Raw genomic sequence first — 19,561 nt, 5'->3', positions numbered from 1 at the left:
GTTTCTTCAACAAGCTCAAACACTTCCGCAAGATCGCTACCCGCTACGAGAAGACAGCCCGTAACTATCTCGCAGCCGTCCTCCTCGTCTGCTCACGCTTATGGGCAAGATTTTATGAGTCCGCTTCCTAGCCCGCCGCCGCGATCAGCGCGCGGGTATAGTCTGTCTGCGGCCGGTCGAAGATCTGCTCGGCGCTGCCGGCCTCGACCACATCGCCCTGTTTCATCACCATCACCTTGTGCGACATCGCCCGCACCACCTTCAGGTCGTGACTGATGAAGAGATAGGCCAGACCATACTTGCGCTGCAGGCCGCGCAACAGCTCGACGATCTGCACCTGCACCGTCATGTCGAGCGCCGAGGTCGGCTCGTCCAGCACCAGCAGGCGGGGGCGCAGCACCATGGCGCGCGCGATGGCGATCCGCTGCCGCTGCCCGCCGGAGAATTCATGCGGATAGCGGTCCATCGCCGCCGGATCGAGCCCGGTTTCCCGCATCGCCTCGGCCACCAGCTCGCGCGGGGCGCGATGGGGATCGACCTTGTGGATCGCCAACCCCTCGGCGATGATCTGGGCACAGGTCATCCGCGGGCTGAGGCTGCCGAAGGGATCCTGAAACACGATCTGCATGTCCTTGCGCAGATGCCTGAGCTGCCGCGTCGACCACTGGCGGACATCATGGCCCTGAAAGGTGATCCCACCTTCCGAGCCGATCAGCCGCATCAAGGCCAGCGCCAGCGTAGTCTTGCCCGAGCCGCTTTCGCCGACGATGCCCAGCGTTTCGCCGGCCCGCACCGACAGCGTCGTGTCGTTCACCGCGCGCACGTGATCGACCGTCTTGCGCATCAGCCCACGCTGGATCGGGAACCAGACCTTGAGGTGATCGGCCCGCAAAAGCTCCGGCGCATCCTCTGCCACCGGATCGGGTTCGCCCGAGGGTTCGGCGGCCAGCAGCTTGCGGGTATAGGGGTGCTGCGGGTTGGCAAAGATCGCCTCGGTCGGGCCCTCCTCGACGATCTCGCCGCCTTTCATCACGCAGACCCGGTCGGCGATCCGCCGCACGATGCCCAGATCATGGGTGATGAACAACAGCCCCATGCCCTCGCTGTCCTTCAGCTCGGCCAGCAGGTCGAGGATCTGCGCCTGGATGGTGACGTCAAGCGCTGTGGTGGGTTCGTCGGCGATCAGGATCTCGGGCTTGTTGGCCAGCGCCATGGCGATCATCACCCGCTGCCGCTGCCCGCCGGAAAGCTGGTGCGGATAAGCGCCCAGCCGGCTTTCCGGATCGCGGATTCCCACTTTGGTCAGCAGTTCCAGAATGCGCGCCCGCGCCGCCTCGCCCGCCAGCCCCTGGTGCAGCGCGATCGATTCCGCCAATTGCTTTTCGATGGTGTGCAGCGGGTTGAGCGAGGTCATCGGCTCCTGAAAGATGAAGCTGATGTCATTGCCGCGCACCCGGCGCAGATCGGCCTCGGAGGCGCCGATCATCTGCGTGCCGCGATAGGTGACCGATCCGGAAACCTCGGCCGTCTCGCCCAGCAGAGACAGGGTGGACAACGCCGAGACCGACTTGCCCGAGCCGCTTTCGCCGACCAGCGCCACCGTCTCGCCCTGATCGACCGAGAAGGACACCCCATGCACCGCCTCGACGGTCTTGCCGTCCTGCCGGAAGGCGACGCGCAGGTTCTGAACCTCAAGAACGCTCATAGCCGCGCCACCCCGTTCAGCATGACAATCCCCCAGACCGCCCCGATCAGGACCAACCCGGTGGTGAGCCATCCAGGTTGACGCCCGGTGGCCCGCATCACGCCCCAGAGCACGACGGACAGGCTAGTCGGCAGCAACAGCGTCAGCCAGACCCCGGCCATGCGCCCCAGCGCAGGCAGCGGCGCCGCGCCCGACGTCAGTATGGCGACCCCGCTCCACAGCAGCATCAGCGCGCAGAGCGCCACGGCGGTGCCGAACAATCCGTTCAGCCGGCATTGGGCACGGGACGAACAGGTGAAACCGCTCATGAGAAGGTCTTTCTGGGGTCGAAGGCATCGCGCACACCCTCGAAGATGAAGACCAGCAGCGACAGCATCAGCGCGAAGACGGTGAAGGCGGTGAAGGCCAGCCAGGGCGCCTGCAGGTTCTGTTTTGCCTGCAGCGTCAGCTCGCCCAGCGAGGGGGCGGAGGACGGCAGGCCGAAGCCGAGGAAATCGAGGCTCGCCAGCGATCCGATGGTGCCGGTGACGATGAAGGGCAGCATGGTCAGCGTCGCCACCATGGCGTTGGGCAGCATGTGGCGGAACATGATGGTCAGGTTGCCCACCCCCAGCGCCTTGGCGGCGCGGACATATTCCAGGTTGCGGGCGCGCAGGAATTCCGCCCGCACCACATGGACAAGCGAGGTCCAGGAGAACAGCACCATCAGCCCCACCAGCAGCCAGAAGCTGCGGCCGAGGATGGCGAACATGATGATGATGACATAGAGCGACGGCGTCGCCCCCCAGATCTCGATCAGCCGCTGGAAGATCAGGTCGACCTTGCCGCCGAAGAACCCCTGCACCGCGCCGGCGAAGATGCCGATCAGGCTGGCCGCGCTGGTCACGATCAGGGTGAAGAGGATCGACAGCCGGAAGCCATAGATCACCCGCGCTAGCACGTCGCGCTTGGTGTCATCGGTGCCCAGCCAATTCTGCCGGTTCGGCGGCAGCGGTGCCGCGCCGGGACGATCGACGGTGGTGTTGAAGGAATAGGGGATCGGCGGCCAGATCGCCCAGCCCTTTTCAAACCCTTCGGTGCTTTGGTCAAAGCTGCCGCCCTTGATGGCCGCCATGATCTTTTCCGGATCGTCGAAACAATCTTCCAGCCCGCCGGAGGCGATCAGGCATTGCACTTCGGGGTCGCGATAGATCGCCTCGGTCTGGAAATCGCCGCCAAAGGCGGTTTCGGGATAGAAGCGGAAGATCGGCATGTAATAACCGCCGCGATAGTTCACCAGGATCGGCTTGTCGTTGGCCAGAAACTCGGCGAACAGCGACAGGCCGAACAGCACGGCGAAGATCCACAAAGACCAGAAGGCCCGGCGGTTGCGCTTGAAATTGCGCCAGCGGCGCTGGTTGAGCGGGGAGAGCGCCATTCAGAGCCCCCCCAAGCAGGAAGAAGAGACTCCATTCAAACTGCTCCGCCCGGCGTCCACGCCGGGCAGCCCCCGACCGCCCCCCTGGGCGGGGGCTCTGCCCCCACCCGCGGCCGGGGCCAGCCCTTTGCGCTTGAGACAAACGGTCACGACGGGAAACGGCATGCTCATCCCTCCCGTTTTTCGAAGTCGATGCGCGGATCGACCAGCACATACATCAGGTCACTCAGGATCCCCACCACCAGGCTGAGCAGCCCGAAGATGAAGAGCGTGCCGAAGATCACCGGGTAATCCCGCGCCACCGCCGCCTCGAACCCGAGCCGGCCCAGCCCGTCGAGCGAGAAGATGGTTTCGATGATGAGCGAACCCGAAAAGAAGATGCTGATGAAGACCGAGGGGAAGCCCGCGATCACGATCAGCATCGCGTTGCGAAAGACATGGCCGTAGAGCACCTTGCGTTCCGACAGCCCCTTGGCGCGGGCGGTCATGACATAGTGTTTCTTGATCTCGTCCAGAAAGCTGTTCTTGGTCAGCAGCGTCAGCGTCGCGAAGGCCGCGATGGTCGAGGCGATGACCGGCAGCGCGATATGCCAGAAGTAATCAACAATCTTTCCCACCAGACTGAGGTCATGCCAATTGTCCGAGGTCAGCCCCCTGAGCGGGAAGATCTGCCAATAGGATCCGCCGGCGAAGAGCACCAGCAGCAGAATGGCGAAGAGGAACCCGGGGATCGCATAGGCCACGATGATCAACGCGCTGGTCCAGGTATCGAAGCTGCTGCCGTCCTTCACCGCCTTGCGGATGCCAAGCGGGATCGACACCAGATAGGCGATGATGGTGGACCAGAGCCCCAGGCTGATCGACACCGGCATCTTTTCCAGCACCAGATCGGTCACGCTGATCGAGCGGAAATAGCTCTGCCCGAAATCGAGCCGCATGTAGTTCCACATCATGTTGAGAAAGCGTTCCAGCGGCGGCTTGTCAAAGCCGAACTCCTTCTCGAGCTCGGCGATGAACTCGGGCGGCAGACCGCGGGCGCCAACATAGCGTTCGTTGGCAGAGCCTTGCGTCTTTACATCGGCACCGCCGCCGGCAAAGCCCTGGAACACATCACCGCCGCCTTCCATCTGGGCGATGATCTGTTCCACCGGCCCGCCGGGAACGAATTGCACCAGCACGAAGTTGATCACCATGATGCCCAGCAATGTCGGAATCACCAACAGCAGGCGGCGGAGGATATAGGCTCCCATCGGGGCGGCGGACCTTCTCTAGCTCAGCGCAGCGCGCCTGAGGATTTCAGCTTGGCGGCCTTGTCGGCGTTGATCCACCACAGATCCTCGAGCCCCAGCGCATAGGGTGGCAGATCGGGATATTCGTACATGTCCCAGAAGGCCACCCAATATTTGCCCAGATACCAGGTCGGCACCATGAAGCGTTTCGACCGCAGCACCCGGTCGAGCGCGCGGGCATTCACGTCCAGCTCGTCGCGCGTCTTGGCCTCGACGATATTGTTGATCAGCGCCTCGATATCCGGCCCGTGGATGCCCGAGGGGTTGAACACGCTGTAGGCCGCGGCCTCTTCGCCATATTGCTGATAAAGCCCCGTCGACGGCTCCAGCGAGGCGCGGTAGACGCCCATCATCATGTCGAAGTCCCGCTCGCGCCGGCGCAGGGTGAATTGTGCGTCGTCGATGCGGTTGTAGCTGGCATCGATCCCCATGGTGCGCAGGTTTTCGATGAAGGGCATCACCAGACGGTCCATCACCGGGTCGTCGGACAGGAATTCGATCTTCAGCGTCTCACCCTTGGCATTGCGGCGCAGGCCATCCTGCCCCACGCTCCAGCCGGCCTCGTCCAGCAGCGCCATCGCCGCGCGCAGGTTCTTGCGGTCGTTGGGCCGATCGGCCCGGCTTTCATGCGCCATCACCGGCTCCGAGGTCAGGATCGCCGGATCGAGCTTGTCACCCAGCGCCTCGAGCACCTCGCGTTCGCGCCCCTCGGGCAGGCCCTTGGCCTCGAGCGGGCTGTTCTGCCAGAAGGAGGAGCGGTGCCGGAACAGGCCGTATTGCAGGCTCTCGTTGGTCCATTCGAAGTTATAGGCCAGCTGCACTGCCTCGCGCACGCGGACGTCCTGGAACTGCGGCCGGTCCATGTTCATCACGAAGCCGGCGTTGTCGGGGACGTTGCCGTCCTCCAGCTCGTGCCGCACGATCCAGCCCTTCGAGATCGCCGGGAAATCATAGGCCGAGGCCCAGCTTTTCGAGTTGTTCTCCTGCCGGAAGGTGATCTCGCCGCCCTTGAAGGCCTCCAGCGCCGCGATGGAATCCGAGAAATATTCGATCCGGATGGTGTCGAAGTTGTTTCGGCCGACGTTCACGTTCAAGTGGTCACCCCAATAGTCGGGGTTGCGACGATAGACCACGCGCCGGTTTATATCATAGCTTTCCAGCACATAGGGGCCGGAGCCGATACCCGCTTCCATCCGTGGCTTGTCGAGCCGGCGATGTTCGGGATCGGCCATGAACCACTTCTTGGAAAACACCGGCGTGCCGCCGACCTGACTGATCATCGCCCGGCGCGGAAAGTCCGGGCTGAAATAGAACTTCACCCGATGCGGCCCCAGCGCCTCGGCCTTGGGGATGCGCTTGCGCACCGCCTCGGCATAGGACTTCAACCCCTGATCCAGAAGGAGTTCATGCGAAAAGACCACATCTTCCGCCGTCACCGGGGTGCCATCGGAGAACCTCGCCTCGGGCCGCAGGTTGAAGATCACCCAATCCTGGCTTTCGGGGTATTCGAGGCTCTCGGCCAGCAGGCCGTAATAGGTTCCCGGTTCGTCATAGGACGGGGTCAGCAGCGTTTCATACTGATCGCCCGACCGCGCCGCCGCCCGCCCCTGCCGGCTGAAAGGATTGAGGCTGTCGAAAGCGCCCTGCGCGGCATAGGACAATTCACCGCCCTTCGGCGCATCCGGGTTCACATAGTCGAAATGCGCAAAGCCTTCAGGGTATTTGAGATCGCCGAATTCCGAGAAGCCATAGCTCTTGATGATCTTCTCTTCCTCGGCCGCCAAAAGCCCGGTCCAGGCCAGCAGCATCAGAAGGGACAACGCCAGAACCGGCAGAAGCCGCCCCTCCACGCTGCTCACAACGGCCCTTGCGGGCGACGACGCGCGCGCGGCGGCACGGGGTGGGATCATCTGGCGCTTCCTCCGTTGGGGCAGATCTTCGGCCATAAGCTAATGGTCTGCCGCGGCAATGTTCAAGTTGAGTTTCCGTGAACGCCAATCCCCGGAAACGTGAAGGCCGCGGCCCCGGGTCTCCCCGGGCCGCGGCCTTTTGTCCCTGTCATCCAAACCAGCGGATGCGGCGGATCACTGCACCACGCTTTGCAGATAGGCGATCACGTCCGCCCGATCGGTCGCCTTGCTGAGGCCAGCGAAGCTCATCGCCGTGCCCGGCACCGCCGCGCTCGGCTTGGTCAGGAAGTGATCGAGTTCCTCCGGCGTCCAGGTGCCGCCATGGCCGGCCATCGGCGCCGAATAGCCGAAATCGCCGATCGAGGCGACCTGACGGCCCACCACGCCGTAAAGCGACGGACCGGTGGCATTCGCGCCCGGTTCGATCTTGTGGCAGGCTTGGCATTTCTTGAAGATCTTGGCGCCCTTGCCGACATCGGCCGAAGCCAGCATCTCCTCGAAGCTCATTTCCGGGGCGGCTTCGGCGGGCTCGTTGGACGCCGTTTCGATCACATAGGAGGCAGCACCATGCGCTTCCGTGTGATAGATCCCCTCGGCCCCCCATTTCGCCAGCAGAAGCACCAGAAAGGCCCCGAGAACACCGGCAGCGGCTTTGGTCACTGTCATTGTGTCAAACATGTTCTCTTGTCCAATCTAGCTGTTGTTCTAGCTGCACCGATTTGTCTAAGGCTTCCCCTGCCCTCTGGCAAGGTATAGGACACGCCTCCAAAGACCCAAATTATTCGATGTTGCAGGGAAACCAAGCCATGACAAACCGCATCGCCTTCCAGGGGGAGCCCGGCGCCTATAGCCACGAAGCCTGCCGAAAGGCCCGGCCCGACATGGAGGCCCTGCCCTGCCGCACCTTCGAAGACGCGATCGAGGCGGTGAAGTCGGGCCAGGCAGATCTGGCGATGCTGCCGGTCGAGAACTCCACCTATGGCCGGGTGGCGGATATCCACACGCTGCTGCCGCAATCGGGGCTGAAGATCATCGAAGAGGCCTTTGTGCGGGTGCATATCAACCTGCTGGGCCTGCCGGGCACGCAGCTCGCGGACATCACCCATGCGATGAGCCACACGGTGCTGCTGGGCCAGTGCAAGGAATTCCTGCACGCCCATAACATCCGCCGCATCACCGGCGCCGATACCGCCGGGTCGGCCCGGCAGGTGTCCGAGGACGGCAAGCGCACCACCGCGGCGCTGGCCAGCGAACTGGCGGGTGAGATCTACGGGCTCGACGTGCTGGCGCGCCATATCGAGGATCAGTCGAACAACACCACCCGCTTCCTGCTGATGTCGCCCGAGGCCGATTTCTCGCGGCGTGGCAAGCACGGGATGATCACCAGCTTCGTGTTCCAGGTGCGCAACATCCCCGCCGCGCTCTACAAGGCGCTCGGAGGCTTCGCCACCAACGGGATCAACATGACCAAGCTGGAAAGCTATATGGTCGCCGGCTCCTTCACCGCGACGCAGTTCTATGCCGACATCGAGGGCCACCCGGAGGATCCGATGGTCAAGCTGGCGCTGGACGAACTGGCCTATTTCACCAACAACGTGACCATCCTGGGCGTCTACCCCGCGGCGGCCGAGCGCGCCTGAACCGGTCGCAAGACAGGAAAAGCTGAAAAATCCGGCACGATTTTATCGTTTTTCCTGAAGGACTTTCAAAGCCGCCGGCAGGCCCGTCACCGGTCCCGGCGGCCAAAGGCTTTGAATTTTCACACTCCCGCCCCCACCGCACCGGTTTCGCACGATACGGTGCTGCGACGGCAGGCCGCAGTTTTCCTTGCCTAATGAACCGGGCTGTCCGTAACCTGAAGGCCAGGGAAAACAAGGCCCGCCTGTCCTTCTACGTCGCATCGAAGGGGGCATTTCAGGGCGCAACGGGGTAAGGCGACCGGTTTCATGTATGACGATCAGGTTTCTTCTGAACGGAGAGACTGTTGAGCTGTCGGATGTCGCACCGACGCTCACTCTGCTGGAGTGGCTGCGCGAGACGCGCGGGCTGACGGGCACCAAGGAGGGCTGCAACGAGGGCGATTGCGGCGCCTGCACGGTGATGGTGCGCGACGGCGATGGTGCCAGGGCGCTGAACGCCTGCATCCTGTTCCTGCCGCAGCTCGACGGCAAGGCGGTGCGCACGGTCGAGGGGCTTGCCGGCCCCGACGGTCAGTTGCACCCGGTGCAACAGGCGATGGTGGATCACCACGGCAGCCAATGCGGGTTCTGCACGCCCGGCTTCGTGATGTCGATGGCGGTGGCGCATCTGAACGGAGAGCGCGACCATGCCACGGCGCTCGCCGGCAACCTCTGCCGCTGCACCGGCTACGCCCCGATCCTGCGCGCAGCCGAGGCGGCGGCGGGCCTGCCCGCACCTGACTGGCTCGACGATGACGCGCCCGCCCCCGCGGGCGACGCCTTTCGCCCCGGCAGCGCCGATGAGCTGGCGCAGCTCTATGCCGCCCACCCCGAAGCCACGCTGGTGGCCGGCGCCACCGATGTGGGCCTCTGGGTGACGAAAGCCCTGCGCGACCTTGATCCGGTGATCTTCCTGGCCGGTTGCGACGATCTGAAACGGGTTGAAGTCGGCGCCGACGACATCCGGATTGGCGCGATGACCGACATGAACGCGGTGCGCGCGGCGCTCGCGCCGCATTTCGCCTCCTATGCCGAGATGATCCGCCGCTATGCCTCGGCCCAGGTGCGGGCGGCGGCGACGATCGGCGGCAATATCGCCAATGGTTCCCCCATCGGGGACAACCCGCCGGCGCTGATCGCGCTGGGAGCGACATTGCATCTGAGAAAGGGCGACGCGCGGCGCAGCCTGCCGATCGAGGATTTCTTCGTCGACTACGGCAAGCAGGACCGCGCCGCCGGCGAATTCGTCGAGGCCGTCAGCATCCCGCGCCAGCCCGACCGGCTGAAATGCTACAAGCTGTCGAAACGCTTCGATCAGGATATCTCGGCCGTCTGCGGCTGTTTCAACATCACCGTCGAGGACGGGGTCGTCACCACCGCGCGGATCGCCTTCGGCGGCATGGCGGGCATCCCGAAACGCGCCCGCCATGTGGAAAGCGCGCTTGTGGGGCACCCCTGGGAGGCTGGCACCATCCGCTTGGCCGAGACCGGCTTCGACGCCGATTTCGCCCCCCTTTCCGACATGCGCGCCAGCGCCGCCTATCGGCTGGAGACCGCGCGGGCGATGCTGGAGCGCTATTTCGCCGAGGATCAGGGCGAGACCGGCACCGTGCTGGAGGTGAGCGCATGAGCGTCACCAGCCCCCTGCCCCATGATGCCGCCCGCCTGCATGTGACCGGCGCCGCGCGCTATATCGACGACATCCCGACGCCGCGCGGCACGCTGCATCTGGCCTTTGGCCTGAGCCCGGTGGCCCGCGGCGCGCTTGAGGCGATGGATCTGACCGCCGTGCACGCCGCCCCCGGCGTCGTCGCGGTGCTGACGGCCACCGATCTGCCCTTTGCCAACGATGTCTCTCCCTCGGTCCATGACGAGCCGCTGCTGGCCACCGACCGGGTCAACTACCTCGGCCAGCCGCTGTTCCTGGTGGTGGCCGAAACCCATATGGCGGCGCGCAAGGCGGCGAAGCTGGGCGACATCCGGATCACCGAGGAGACGCCGATCCTGACCATCGACCAGGCGCTGGCCGCGAACAGCCGGTTCGAAGGCGGCCCGGTGATCTGGCAGAAGGGCGATGCCGCCACCGCCATCGCCAAGGCCGCGCATATCGTCGAGGGCAGCTTCGAGATGGGCGGACAGGAGCATTTCTATCTGGAAGGCCAGGCCGCGCTTGCCCTGCCGCAGGAAGGCGGCGACATGGTGGTCCAGTCCTCCACCCAGCATCCGACGGAAATCCAGCACAAGGTGGCCGAGGCGCTCGGCCTGCCGATGCATGGCGTCCGGGTCGAGGTGCGGCGGATGGGCGGCGGTTTCGGCGGCAAGGAAAGCCAGGGCAATGCGCTGGCGGTCTCCTGCGCGGTGGCGGCGCGTCTGACGGGGCGGCCCTGCAAGATGCGCTATGACCGCGACGACGACATGATCATCACCGGAAAGCGGCACGATTTCCGGATCGTCTATCGCGCCGGTTTCGATGAGGACGGCCGGATCGAGGGGGTGGAGGTCATCCAATATGCCCGCTGCGGCTGGGCGATGGATCTGTCGCTGCCGGTCGCCGACCGCGCCATGTTGCATGCCGACAGCGCCTATCTGCTGCCCCATGCCCGGATCGAAAGCCACCGGCTGAAGACCAATACCCAAAGCGCCACCGCCTTTCGCGGCTTTGGCGGGCCGCAGGGCATGCTGGGGATGGAACGGCTGATGGATCACGCAGCCCATCAACTGGGGCTAGAGCCGGTCGAGTTGCGGTGGCGGAATTACTACGCCGAAGCGCCGGGGGGCTCTGCCCCCCGCACCCCCCGGGATATTTCCAGCCAGGAAAAAGGGGGGCGCGGCGCCCTGCCCCAGACCACGCCTTACGGGATGGAGGTGGAGGATTTCGAACTGCACGGGATCACCGCCGCGCTGCTGGAAAGTTGCGACTACGCGGCGCGACGGGCGTCGGTGGCGGAATGGAACGCGCAGGGCGGCGCGATCCGCAAGGGGATCGCCTTTTCCCCGGTGAAGTTCGGGATTTCCTTCACGCTCACCCATCTCAATCAGGCGGGGGCATTGGTGCATGTCTATCAGGACGGCTCGATCCACCTGAACCATGGCGGCACCGAGATGGGGCAAGGTCTGTTCCAGAAGGTGGCGCAGGTGGCGGCGAGCCGCTTTGGCGTCGGGCTGGAGGCGGTGAAGATCACCGCGACGGATACCGGCAAGGTGCCCAATACCTCGGCCACGGCGGCGTCGTCGGGGTCTGATCTGAACGGGATGGCGGTGAAGCTCGCCTGCGACGAGCTGCGCGGGCGGATGGCGGAGTATCTCGCCGAACAACATCAGGCGGCGCCGGAAGAGGTGCGGTTCGAAGCCGGCGAGGTGCGAATCGGCGGTGCGGTGCTGAGCTTCGCCGAGGCCGCCCAGCGTTGTTACCAAGGGCGCGTGGGCCTCTCGGCCACCGGCTTCTACAAGACCCCCAAGGTGTCCTGGGACAGGGTCAAGGGACAGGGGCGGCCGTTCTATTACTTCGCCTATGGCGCGGCGGTGACCGAGGTGGCGGTGGATACCCGCACCGGCGAATACCGCATCCTGCGCGCCGATATCCTGCATGACGCCGGCACCAGCCTGAACCCGGCGCTGGACAAGGGCCAGGTCGAGGGCGGCTATGTCCAGGGCGCGGGCTGGCTGACGACCGAGGAACTGGTCTGGGATGACAGGGGGCGTTTGCGCACCCATGCGCCCTCGACCTACAAGATCCCGGCGTTTTCCGATCAGCCTGACATCTTCAATGTCGCGCTCTGGGACGGGCGCAACCGGGAGGAGACGATCTATCGCTCGAAAGCAGTGGGGGAGCCGCCCTTCATGCTGGGGATTTCCGCCTTTCTGGCGCTGAGCGATGCGGTGGCCTCCTGCGGCGGCGCCTATCCGGCGATGGATGCGCCGGCGACGCCCGAACGGGTCTGGGCGGCGGTGCGGAGGGTGCGGGGATGAGCTTCGCGCTCGACGCGCTGACGGCCGCCGTGACGGCCCATGGTCGCGTCACCCGGGTGGTGATCGCGAGCCTCAGCGGCTCGTCCCCGCGCGAGGTGGGGGCGGCGATGCTGGTCTGGGGCGATGAGGCGAGCGGCGGACAGTCGGGTACCATCGGCGGCGGGGCGCTGGAATATGCCGCAGTGCAAGCGGCGCGAGGCCAGCAGGTGGCGCGGCGTCTGACCCGCCATGCGCTGGGGCCGGAGCTGGGGCAATGCTGCGGCGGGTCGGTCACGCTGCTGTCGGAAATCTATGACGCGGCAGCCCTCGCGACGCTGGAGGGCGAGGTGATCGCCCGGCCGGTGAGCGGGGATGGCGCCCTGCCGCTGAGCGTTCGGCGTTTGCTCGACCGCGCCCGGGCGCGCGGCGAACGGCCCGAACCGCAGCTGATCGACGGCTGGATGATCGAGCCGGTCAGCCGCCCCACTCGGCAGCTCTGGATCTGGGGCGCCGGCCATGTCGGGCGCGCGCTGGTGTCGGTTCTGGCGCCGCTGCCCGATCTGGCGATCACCTGGGTCGACACCGGGGCGGAGCGATTTCCGCGAGAGATTCCAGCCGGTGTCACGCCCCTGCCTGCCGCACAGCCGGCCGATCTGGTCCGCTATGCCCCCTCCGACGCCGAACATCTGGTGCTAACATATTCGCACGCCCTGGATTTTGAGGTGTGTCACCGGCTACTTTCCCACCGGTTCAGCTTTGCGGGGCTGATCGGATCGGCTACGAAATGGGCGCGATTCCGATCGCGGCTGGCGGCGCTGGGGCATGGGCCCGAGGTCATCGCCCGCATCACCTGCCCGATCGGAGAGCCCGGCCTGGGCAAACACCCGCAACAGATCGCCATCGGCGTCGCGACGCAGCTTTTGCACCGCGCCGCCACGGCCGCAACGGAAACGAGGGAACGCGCGTGAGCCAGCCGCTGTTGAGCTTGAAGGGGCTGACTAAAGCCTATCCCGGCGTGATCGCCAACAACGACATCTCCTTCGACATCGGCGAGGGAGAAGTGCACGCGCTTTTGGGCGAGAACGGCGCCGGGAAATCGACGCTGGTCAAGATGATCTACGGGCTGGTGAAGCCCGACAGCGGCAGCATGACCCTGCGCGGCGCAGCTTACGCACCGACGGAGCCGCGCGCCGCAAGGGCCGACGGCATCGCCATGGTGTTCCAGCACTTTTCCCTGTTCGACGCGCTGAACGTGGCCGAGAATATCGCGCTGGGGATGGAAAACCCGCCGGCCCTGCGCGATCTGGCCAGCCGCATCCGCGAGGTGTCGGAAACCTATGGCCTGCCGCTCGACCCCTTCCGCACGGTGGGCGATCTCTCGGCCGGCGAACGCCAGCGGGTCGAGATCATCCGCTGCCTTTTGCAGGATCCGAAGCTTCTGATCATGGACGAGCCGACCAGCGTGCTGACGCCGCAGGAGGTCGAAATCCTGTTCAAGACGCTGCAGAAGCTGAGGGCCGAGGGCACTTCGATCCTCTATATCTCGCACAAGCTTGAGGAAATCCGCACGCTCTGCGACACCGCCACCATCCTGCGGCTGGGTCAGGTGGTGGGCGGCTGCATCCCGCGCGAGACCACGGCGCGGCAGATGGCCGAGCTGATGGTAGGCACCAGCCTGAAGACACCGGAGCGCAGCGGGCGCAACCTGGGGCCGGTGGCGCTGGATATCACCGGACTGTCGGTGGCCTCTCCGGCGGAATTCGGCACTGCGCTGAAGAACGTGCATCTGATCGTGCGGGAGGGCGAGATCCTCGGCATCGGCGGGGTGGCCGGCAACGGGCAGGAAGAGCTTCTGGGGGTTCTCTCCGGCGAAATCCTGACCGAGGCCGGGGCGGTGAAGATGACCGGCCAGCCGATCGGGAGGATGGGCCCCACGGCGCGGCGCGCGCTGGGGTTGCTGACGGCGCCCGAGGAGCGATTGGGCCATGCCGCCGCCCCCGACATGAGCCTGACTGAAAACGCGTTGCTGACCGGCGTGGTGCGCGAGAAACTGGAAAGCCACGGCTTTCTGAAATGGGGCGCGGCGCGGGACTTCGCCGAAAGGATCATCCAGGCCTTCGACGTGCGCACCCCGGGGCCGGAGAATGTGGCACGGTCGCTGTCGGGCGGCAACCTGCAGAAATTCGTCATCGGGCGCGAGGTGTTGCAGGATCCGAAGGTGCTGGTGGTGAACCAGCCGACCTGGGGCGTCGATGCCGCCGCCGCCGCCGCGATCCGGCAGGCGCTGCTGGATCTGGCCGCCGGCGGCGCGGCGGTGATCTGCATCAGCCAGGATCTGGACGAGTTGATGGAGATCGCCGACAACTTCGCCGCGCTGAACGAGGGCCGACTGAGCGAACCGCGTCCGACGGACGGGCTGAGCGTCGACGAGATCGGGCTGATGATGGGCGGCGCCCACGGGATGGAGGTGGCCCATGTCTGAGACCTGGCACCGAAGTCCGCCTCCGGCGGCCGTATTTGAAACGAGAAGAAGCCCGACGGGAGCATGCGCATGATCCGGCTGGAGAAGAGACCGCAGCCGTCGCGTGCCTGGTCGCTGGCAACGCCGCTGCTGGCCGTGGCGGCGACGATGATCTTCGGCGGGCTGCTGTTCGCCGCGCTCGGCAAGAACCCCTTCGTCTCGATCGAGACGATCTTCTGGGAACCGCTGTTCGGCGAATTCTCGTTCTACTACCGGCCGCAATTGCTGGTGAAGGGGGCCCCGCTGGTGCTGATCGCCATCGGCCTGTCGCTGGGTTTCCGCGCCGGCATCTGGAACATCGGGGCGGAAGGCCAGTACATCATGGGGGCGCTCACCGGCGCGGGGGTCGGGCTGGCCTTCTATCCGCTCGAGGCCTGGTATGTCTTTCCGCTGATGGTGATCGCCGGCGCGCTTGGCGGCTGGGCCTGGGCGATGATCCCGGCGCTGCTGAAGGTGAAATTCGGCACCAATGAAATCCTCGTCTCGCTGATGCTGGTCTATGTCGCCGAGGAGCTGCTGGCCTCGATGTCGCTGGGGCTTTTGAAGAACCCCGAGGGCTTCGGCTTTCCCGGCAGCCGCAACCTGAACGATTATGCCGCCGGCAATAGCTGGATCCAGCAGGACATCGGCCTGCATTGGGGCGTCGCCGCCGCGCTGATCGCGGTGATCTTCGCCTATATCCTGCTGAACCGTCACATGCTGGGGTTTCAGATCCGGCTGAGTGGGGAGGCGCCGCGCGCCGCGCGCTTTGCCGGCGTCAACCCGGCGCGGCTGATCCTGCTCTGCCTCGGGCTGGCCGGGGCGCTGGCCGGCATGGCGGGGCTGTTCGAGGTCGCGGGCCCGGCGGGGCAGGTCAGCATCGACTTCAACGTGGGCTATGGCTTCACCGCGATCATCGTGGCCTTTCTGGGCCGGCTGCATCCCTTGGGCATCCTGCTGGCCGCGGCGCTGATGGCGCTGACCTATATCGGCGGCGAGATCGCCCAGGGCAATCTGGGCCTGCCCGCCGCCGCCATCCAGGTGTTCCAGGGGATGCTGCTGTTCTTCCTGCTGGCGCTTGATCTTCTGACCAACTACCGGCTGCGCCTGACCGTGCGAGAGGGGAACTGAGATGGATTTGAGCGGTATCAACCCGGTCCTTCTGATCGCCTCGCTGATGGTGGCGGCCACCCCCCTGCTGCTGGCGGCGATCGGCGAGCTTGTCGCCGAGAAGGCCGGCGTCCTGAACCTCGGGGTCGAGGGGATGATGATCGTCGGCGCGATCAGCGGCTTCGCCGTTGCGGTCGAGACCGGATCGCCCTGGCTGGGCTTTCTGGCGGCGGCGGCCGGTGGCGCGCTGTTGTCGGCGCTTTTCGCCATCCTGACCCAGGCGGCGCTGGCCAACCATGTGGCAAGCGGCCTGGCGCTGACCCTGTTCGGGCTCGGCCTCAGCGCCTTGATCGGGCAGAGCTATGGCGGTCAGAAGCCCCCCGCCGTGGCCAAGGTCGATCTCGGCCCGCTGACCGATCTGCCGGTGGTGGGACCGATCCTCTTCGGTCACGACCCGATCCTCTATCTCGGCCTGGCGCTGGTGGTCGCGGTCTGGGCGGTGCTGAAATACTCGCGCATGGGTCTGGTCCTGCGGGCGGTGGGCGAAAACCACGACGCGGCCCATGCGCTGGGATACAAGGTGGTGCGCATAAGGGTTCTGGCGATCCTCTTCGGCGGCGCCTGCTCGGGCCTGGGCGGCGCCTACATCAGCCTGATCCGGGTGCCGCAATGGACCGACGGGATGACCGCCGGGGTTGGCTGGATCGCCCTGGCGCTGGTGGTCTTCGCCAGCTGGAAACCCTGGCGGGTGCTGGCCGGCGCTTACCTCTTCGGCGGCGTCACCGTGCTGCAGCTCAACCTGCAGGCGGCAGGGATTGCCATTCCTGTCGAATACCTTTCCATGTCGCCCTATGTGATCACCATCATCGTTCTGGTTCTCCTGTCCCGGGACAAATCCAGCGCGCCGGGGTCTCTGGGTCGGATTTTCCATGCCTCGTCCTGATGACGGGCCAATAGCAACGATACGAACGAAGGGAGCCTTTTCGTATGAAACTTAGCAAACTGCTTGCCGGCGCTGCGCTGGCGATCGGCCTGGCCTCGACCGCCATGGCCGAGGAGAAGACCAAGGTCGGCTTTATCTATGTCGGCCCGATCAACGACGGCGGCTGGAGCCAGCACCACCACGAATCCGCCAAGAAGATGGCGGAGCATTTCGGCGACAAGGTCGAGATGGTCTATCAGGAAAGCGTGCCGGAAGGCGCCGATGCGGAACGCGCGATCACCCAGATGGCGCTGCAGGGGGCGGATATCATCTTTACCACCTCCTTCGGCTATATGGACGCGACGCTGAACGTGGCCAAGAAATTCCCCAAGGTGAAATTCGAACACGCCACCGGCTATAAGACCGCGCCGAACATGTCGGCCTATTCCGCCCGCTTCTATGAAGGCCGCGCGGTTACCGGCTTCATCGCCGGCAAGATGACCAAGACCAACAAGATCGGCTACATCGGCTCCTTCCCGATCCCGGAAGTGATCCGCGGCATCAACTCCACCTATATCCACGCCAAGAAGGCCAACCCGGACGTCAAGATCTCGGTGATCTGGCTGAACACCTGGTTCGACCCGGCGAAAGAGGCCGACGCCACCCAGGCGCTGATCGACCAGGGCGTCGACGTGGTGCTGGCCCATACCGATTCGACCGCGCCGCTGGCGGTGCTGGAAAAGAACGGCGGCTATGGCTTCGGTCAGGCGGCCGACATGATCGAATTCGCGCCGAAACCGCGGCTGTCCTCGATCATCGACAACTGGGCGCCCTATTACATCCAGGAAGTCCAGGCGGTGATCGACGGCAGCTGGACCAGCCATAACGCCTGGGACGGCATCAGCACCGGCATGGTCGGCATTGGCGAGATCACCGACGCGGTCCCCGCCGATGTGAAGGCCGAAGCCGAAGCGCTGAAAGCCTCGATCGCCAAGGGCGAATACCATCCCTTCACCGGCCCGCTGAACAAGCAGGACGGCACGCCGTGGCTGGCCGCGGGCGAAGTGGCCGACGACGGCACGCTCGCCGGCATGAACTTCTATGTCGAAGGCGTCGACGGCACCATCCCGCAGTAAGCCGGGCTGACGCGACACGCATCAGGCCCCGGGCGGTTGCCACCGCCCGGGGCCTTCGTCTTTCTCGGGCCTTCTTCTTGGGTTTGGCAGGACGGCGGGGCTTTTCCCGACGGCGGTCCCGTGCCAGTCTCTCGCTCATGACCGATATGAAAACCGATATCCTGATCGTTGGCGGCGGCATCGCCGGGCTCTCTGCCGGGGCGCGGCTCGCCCCCCATGCCAATGTCACCCTGCTGGAGGCGGAATCCGCCACCGGCTATCATAGCTCGGGCCGGTCCGCCGCGCTTTACGAGGCGAGCTATGGCAAGCCCGCCATCATGGCGCTGGCCCGCGCCAGTGGCGAGTTCTTCCTGAACCAGAGCGATTATCTCAGCCCGCGTGGGCTGATGCTGGCCGGCCGCGCCGATCAGGCCGAGGACTTTGCCACCGAATGCGCCGAAATGGGGATGCAGCGGCTGAGCCCCGCCGAGGCGCTGGAGCGGCTGCCGATCCTGAACCCCGCGGTCGCCCCCCTGGTCGGCTACAGCCCCGAGGCCTGGGATATCGACACCGACCGGTTGATGCAGGATTGTGCCAAAACCATCCGCGCCCATGGCGGCCGCATCCTGACCAAGTCGCCGGTCACCGCCATCACCCCTGGACCTCGCTGGCGGGTGACCACCCCCGAGGCCATCCACGAGGCCGATCTGGTGATCAACGCCGCCGGCGCCTGGGCCGACCAACTGGCCCAGATGGCCGGCGTCGCCCCCATCGGCCTCACCCCCATGCGCCGGTCGATGGCGCGGGTCGCCGCCCCCGAGGGACTGGATCCCGCCCCCTGGCCGATGGTCTTCGGCGTGCACGAGGAATGGTACATGAAACCCGATGCCGGCGCGCTTCTGGTATCTCCGGCGGATGAGGAGCCGACCACCCCGCACGACGCCTGGGCCGACGACATGGTACTGGCCGAAGGTATCGCGCAATACGAGGCCTTCGTGACCCGACCGGTGACGCGGATGATCTCGAACTGGGCGGGGCTGCGCAGCTTCGCCCCCGACCGCACCCTGGTGATCGGCGCCGATCCGACGGCGCAGGGGTTCTTCTGGCTGGCCGGACAGGGCGGCTATGGCTTTCTGACCAGCCCCGCGGCCAGCCAACTGGCCGCCGATCTGATCCTGGGCCGGGCGCCGCAGTTGGAGGCCGATATCTGCGCCGCACTCAGCCCGGAAAGGTTCGCCAGATGACCGGGCGTCTGACCCTGCCCGACACCGCCAGCATCGCCAACCAGACTGAGGGCGGCAAGCTGGTCGCCCCCTCGGCCAGCCGCAACCTGGAACCGATCGCGGCGCTCTTGGCGAAAGAGGCCCCCAGCCGCGGCCGCGCGTTGGAGATCGCCAGCGGCACCGGCCAGCATGTCGCGGCCTTCGCCGCACGCCTGCCCGGGCTGCATTGGCAGCCGAGCGATCCCGACCCCGTCCGCCGCGCCAGCATCGACGCCTATGCCACCGAAAGCGGCCTGAGCAATATCGCCGCCGCGCTCGATCTCGACGCCGCCGCTCCGGGCTGGGGCGCGCGACTGGCCGGGCAGAACTTGATCCTGCTGGTCAACCTGCTCCACCTGATCCCGATGGACTGGGTCAAGGTGCTGATCGCCGAGGCTGCCCATGCCCTCGCCCCCGGTGGGCGCTTCATCCTCTATGGGCCATTCCTGCGCGACGGCAGCCTGACCAGCGACGGCGACCGCGCCTTTCATGCCAGCCTGATCGCCCAGGATCCCCGCATCGGCTATAAGGAGATCGCCGATATCCTGGCGCTGCTGCGCGCTGCGGGCCTGTCGGTCATCGACTTGCAGGAGATGCCCGCCAACAATCTGGCTGTCGTCGCGGAAAGACCGGCTTTCTGATCAAGATCAATGTTCCACCGGCTCCGCCATGATCAATGGGGCAAAACCTAACTGTGAAAGGCA

Annotated in this window: 16 protein-coding genes and 1 pseudogene; 11 read left to right on the top strand and 6 right to left on the bottom strand. The window is 65.6% G+C overall.

The annotated features are described in order from the left end of the window. Positions 1 to 131: pseudogene (locus ACN0V4_RS10270) on the top strand (IS5/IS1182 family transposase); the annotation flags it as partial. Here the strand turns inward: ACN0V4_RS10270 and ACN0V4_RS10265 are convergent. The 6 genes from ACN0V4_RS10265 to ACN0V4_RS10240 form a co-directional block, all read right to left on the bottom strand. Further along, positions 128 to 1,705, bottom strand: coding sequence for an ABC transporter ATP-binding protein (locus ACN0V4_RS10265; RefSeq protein WP_417675674.1), 1,578 nt, complete (start codon positions 1,703 to 1,705; stop codon positions 128 to 130). The pseudogene ACN0V4_RS10270 and the gene ACN0V4_RS10265 overlap by 4 nt on opposite strands. Further along, positions 1,702 to 2,013: a hypothetical protein gene (locus tag ACN0V4_RS10260; protein ID WP_417675672.1), complete on the bottom strand. Its 312-nt coding sequence runs from the start codon at positions 2,011 to 2,013 to the stop codon at positions 1,702 to 1,704. Before ACN0V4_RS10260 ends, ACN0V4_RS10265 begins: the two co-directional genes overlap by 4 nt. Further along, positions 2,010 to 3,122 carry an ABC transporter permease gene (locus ACN0V4_RS10255; protein WP_417675670.1) on the bottom strand — a complete coding sequence of 371 codons (1,113 nt, stop codon included), beginning with the start codon at positions 3,120 to 3,122 and terminating at the stop codon, positions 2,010 to 2,012. Before ACN0V4_RS10255 ends, ACN0V4_RS10260 begins: the two co-directional genes overlap by 4 nt. Before the next feature lie 167 nt (positions 3,123 to 3,289). Beyond that, complete coding sequence (locus ACN0V4_RS10250; protein WP_417675668.1) at positions 3,290 to 4,372, bottom strand: microcin C ABC transporter permease YejB; 1,083 nt, start codon at positions 4,370 to 4,372, stop codon at positions 3,290 to 3,292. Between the two features lie 23 nt (positions 4,373 to 4,395). Further along, entirely contained in the window at positions 4,396 to 6,219 is a 1,824-nt protein-coding gene (locus ACN0V4_RS10245; protein WP_417675700.1) for an extracellular solute-binding protein, read from the bottom strand. Positions 6,220 to 6,495: 276 nt separating this feature from the next. Then, positions 6,496 to 6,999 (bottom strand): c-type cytochrome, encoded by a 504-nt coding sequence (locus ACN0V4_RS10240; RefSeq protein WP_417675666.1) that lies wholly within the window; start codon positions 6,997 to 6,999, stop codon positions 6,496 to 6,498. Between the two features lie 128 nt (positions 7,000 to 7,127). On the opposite strand from ACN0V4_RS10240, the gene ACN0V4_RS10235 reads away from it, so the two are divergent. From ACN0V4_RS10235 to ACN0V4_RS10190, 10 genes are all read left to right on the top strand, one after another. After that, positions 7,128 to 7,961, top strand: a complete 834-nt coding sequence (locus ACN0V4_RS10235) for a prephenate dehydratase (RefSeq protein WP_417675664.1) — start codon at positions 7,128 to 7,130, stop codon at positions 7,959 to 7,961. A 310-nt stretch (positions 7,962 to 8,271) separates the two neighbouring features. After that, entirely contained in the window at positions 8,272 to 9,630 is a 1,359-nt protein-coding gene (locus ACN0V4_RS10230; RefSeq protein ID WP_417675662.1) for a xanthine dehydrogenase small subunit, read from the top strand. After that, positions 9,627 to 11,969 (top strand): xanthine dehydrogenase molybdopterin binding subunit, encoded by a 2,343-nt coding sequence (gene xdhB / locus ACN0V4_RS10225; protein WP_417675660.1) that lies wholly within the window; start codon positions 9,627 to 9,629, stop codon positions 11,967 to 11,969. The genes ACN0V4_RS10230 and xdhB overlap by 4 nt, the downstream gene beginning before the upstream one ends. After that, the gene (xdhC, locus tag ACN0V4_RS10220) at positions 11,966 to 12,916 is read left to right on the top strand and encodes a xanthine dehydrogenase accessory protein XdhC (protein ID WP_417675658.1); all 951 of its coding nucleotides are present in this window, start codon (positions 11,966 to 11,968) and stop codon (positions 12,914 to 12,916) included. Before xdhB ends, xdhC begins: the two co-directional genes overlap by 4 nt. Then, positions 12,913 to 14,430, top strand: coding sequence for an ABC transporter ATP-binding protein (locus ACN0V4_RS10215; RefSeq protein WP_417675656.1), 1,518 nt, complete (start codon positions 12,913 to 12,915; stop codon positions 14,428 to 14,430). The genes xdhC and ACN0V4_RS10215 overlap by 4 nt, the downstream gene beginning before the upstream one ends. A gap of 69 nt (positions 14,431 to 14,499) precedes the next feature. Then, a complete protein-coding gene (locus ACN0V4_RS10210; RefSeq protein WP_417675654.1) occupies positions 14,500 to 15,579 on the top strand; it encodes an ABC transporter permease in 1,080 nt (359 codons plus the stop codon). Position 15,580: 1 nt separating this feature from the next. Beyond that, positions 15,581 to 16,501, top strand: coding sequence for an ABC transporter permease (locus ACN0V4_RS10205; RefSeq protein WP_417675652.1), 921 nt, complete (start codon positions 15,581 to 15,583; stop codon positions 16,499 to 16,501). Positions 16,502 to 16,545: 44 nt separating this feature from the next. Next, the gene (locus tag ACN0V4_RS10200; RefSeq protein WP_417675650.1) at positions 16,546 to 17,616 is read left to right on the top strand and encodes a BMP family ABC transporter substrate-binding protein; all 1,071 of its coding nucleotides are present in this window, start codon (positions 16,546 to 16,548) and stop codon (positions 17,614 to 17,616) included. A 146-nt stretch (positions 17,617 to 17,762) separates the two neighbouring features. Beyond that, the gene (locus ACN0V4_RS10195) at positions 17,763 to 18,839 is read left to right on the top strand and encodes an NAD(P)/FAD-dependent oxidoreductase (RefSeq protein ID WP_417675698.1); all 1,077 of its coding nucleotides are present in this window, start codon (positions 17,763 to 17,765) and stop codon (positions 18,837 to 18,839) included. Next, complete coding sequence (locus ACN0V4_RS10190; RefSeq protein WP_417675648.1) at positions 18,836 to 19,498, top strand: DUF938 domain-containing protein; 663 nt, start codon at positions 18,836 to 18,838, stop codon at positions 19,496 to 19,498. Before ACN0V4_RS10195 ends, ACN0V4_RS10190 begins: the two co-directional genes overlap by 4 nt. Positions 19,499 to 19,561 lie beyond the last annotated feature (63 nt).

The sequence above is a fragment of the Pseudodonghicola sp. genome (assembly GCF_048268305.1).
Classification (GTDB): Bacteria; Pseudomonadota; Alphaproteobacteria; order Rhodobacterales; family Rhodobacteraceae; genus Pseudodonghicola.
The sequence above is the reverse complement of the archived record's forward strand: the minus strand, read 5'-3'. Positions and strand labels throughout refer to the sequence as shown.

Coding starts and splice junctions, on each gene's coding strand:
- ACN0V4_RS10255 (WP_417675670.1), bottom strand. CDS start 3,122: ATGGCGCTCTCCCCGCTCAACCAGCGCCGCTGGCGCAATTTCAAGCGC.
- ACN0V4_RS10195 (WP_417675698.1), top strand. CDS start 17,763: ATGAAAACCGATATCCTGATCGTTGGCGGCGGCATCGCCGGGCTCTCT.
- ACN0V4_RS10210 (WP_417675654.1), top strand. CDS start 14,500: ATGATCCGGCTGGAGAAGAGACCGCAGCCGTCGCGTGCCTGGTCGCTG.
- ACN0V4_RS10265 (WP_417675674.1), bottom strand. CDS start 1,705: ATGAGCGTTCTTGAGGTTCAGAACCTGCGCGTCGCCTTCCGGCAGGAC.
- ACN0V4_RS10260 (WP_417675672.1), bottom strand. CDS start 2,013: ATGAGCGGTTTCACCTGTTCGTCCCGTGCCCAATGCCGGCTGAACGGA.
- xdhB (WP_417675660.1), top strand. CDS start 9,627: ATGAGCGTCACCAGCCCCCTGCCCCATGATGCCGCCCGCCTGCATGTG.
- ACN0V4_RS10240 (WP_417675666.1), bottom strand. CDS start 6,999: ATGTTTGACACAATGACAGTGACCAAAGCCGCTGCCGGTGTTCTCGGG.
- ACN0V4_RS10245 (WP_417675700.1), bottom strand. CDS start 6,219: ATGCTGCTGGCCTGGACCGGGCTTTTGGCGGCCGAGGAAGAGAAGATC.
- ACN0V4_RS10205 (WP_417675652.1), top strand. CDS start 15,581: ATGGATTTGAGCGGTATCAACCCGGTCCTTCTGATCGCCTCGCTGATG.
- ACN0V4_RS10235 (WP_417675664.1), top strand. CDS start 7,128: ATGACAAACCGCATCGCCTTCCAGGGGGAGCCCGGCGCCTATAGCCAC.
- ACN0V4_RS10190 (WP_417675648.1), top strand. CDS start 18,836: ATGACCGGGCGTCTGACCCTGCCCGACACCGCCAGCATCGCCAACCAG.
- ACN0V4_RS10230 (WP_417675662.1), top strand. CDS start 8,272: ATGACGATCAGGTTTCTTCTGAACGGAGAGACTGTTGAGCTGTCGGAT.
- ACN0V4_RS10250 (WP_417675668.1), bottom strand. CDS start 4,372: ATGGGAGCCTATATCCTCCGCCGCCTGCTGTTGGTGATTCCGACATTG.
- ACN0V4_RS10200 (WP_417675650.1), top strand. CDS start 16,546: ATGAAACTTAGCAAACTGCTTGCCGGCGCTGCGCTGGCGATCGGCCTG.
- xdhC (WP_417675658.1), top strand. CDS start 11,966: ATGAGCTTCGCGCTCGACGCGCTGACGGCCGCCGTGACGGCCCATGGT.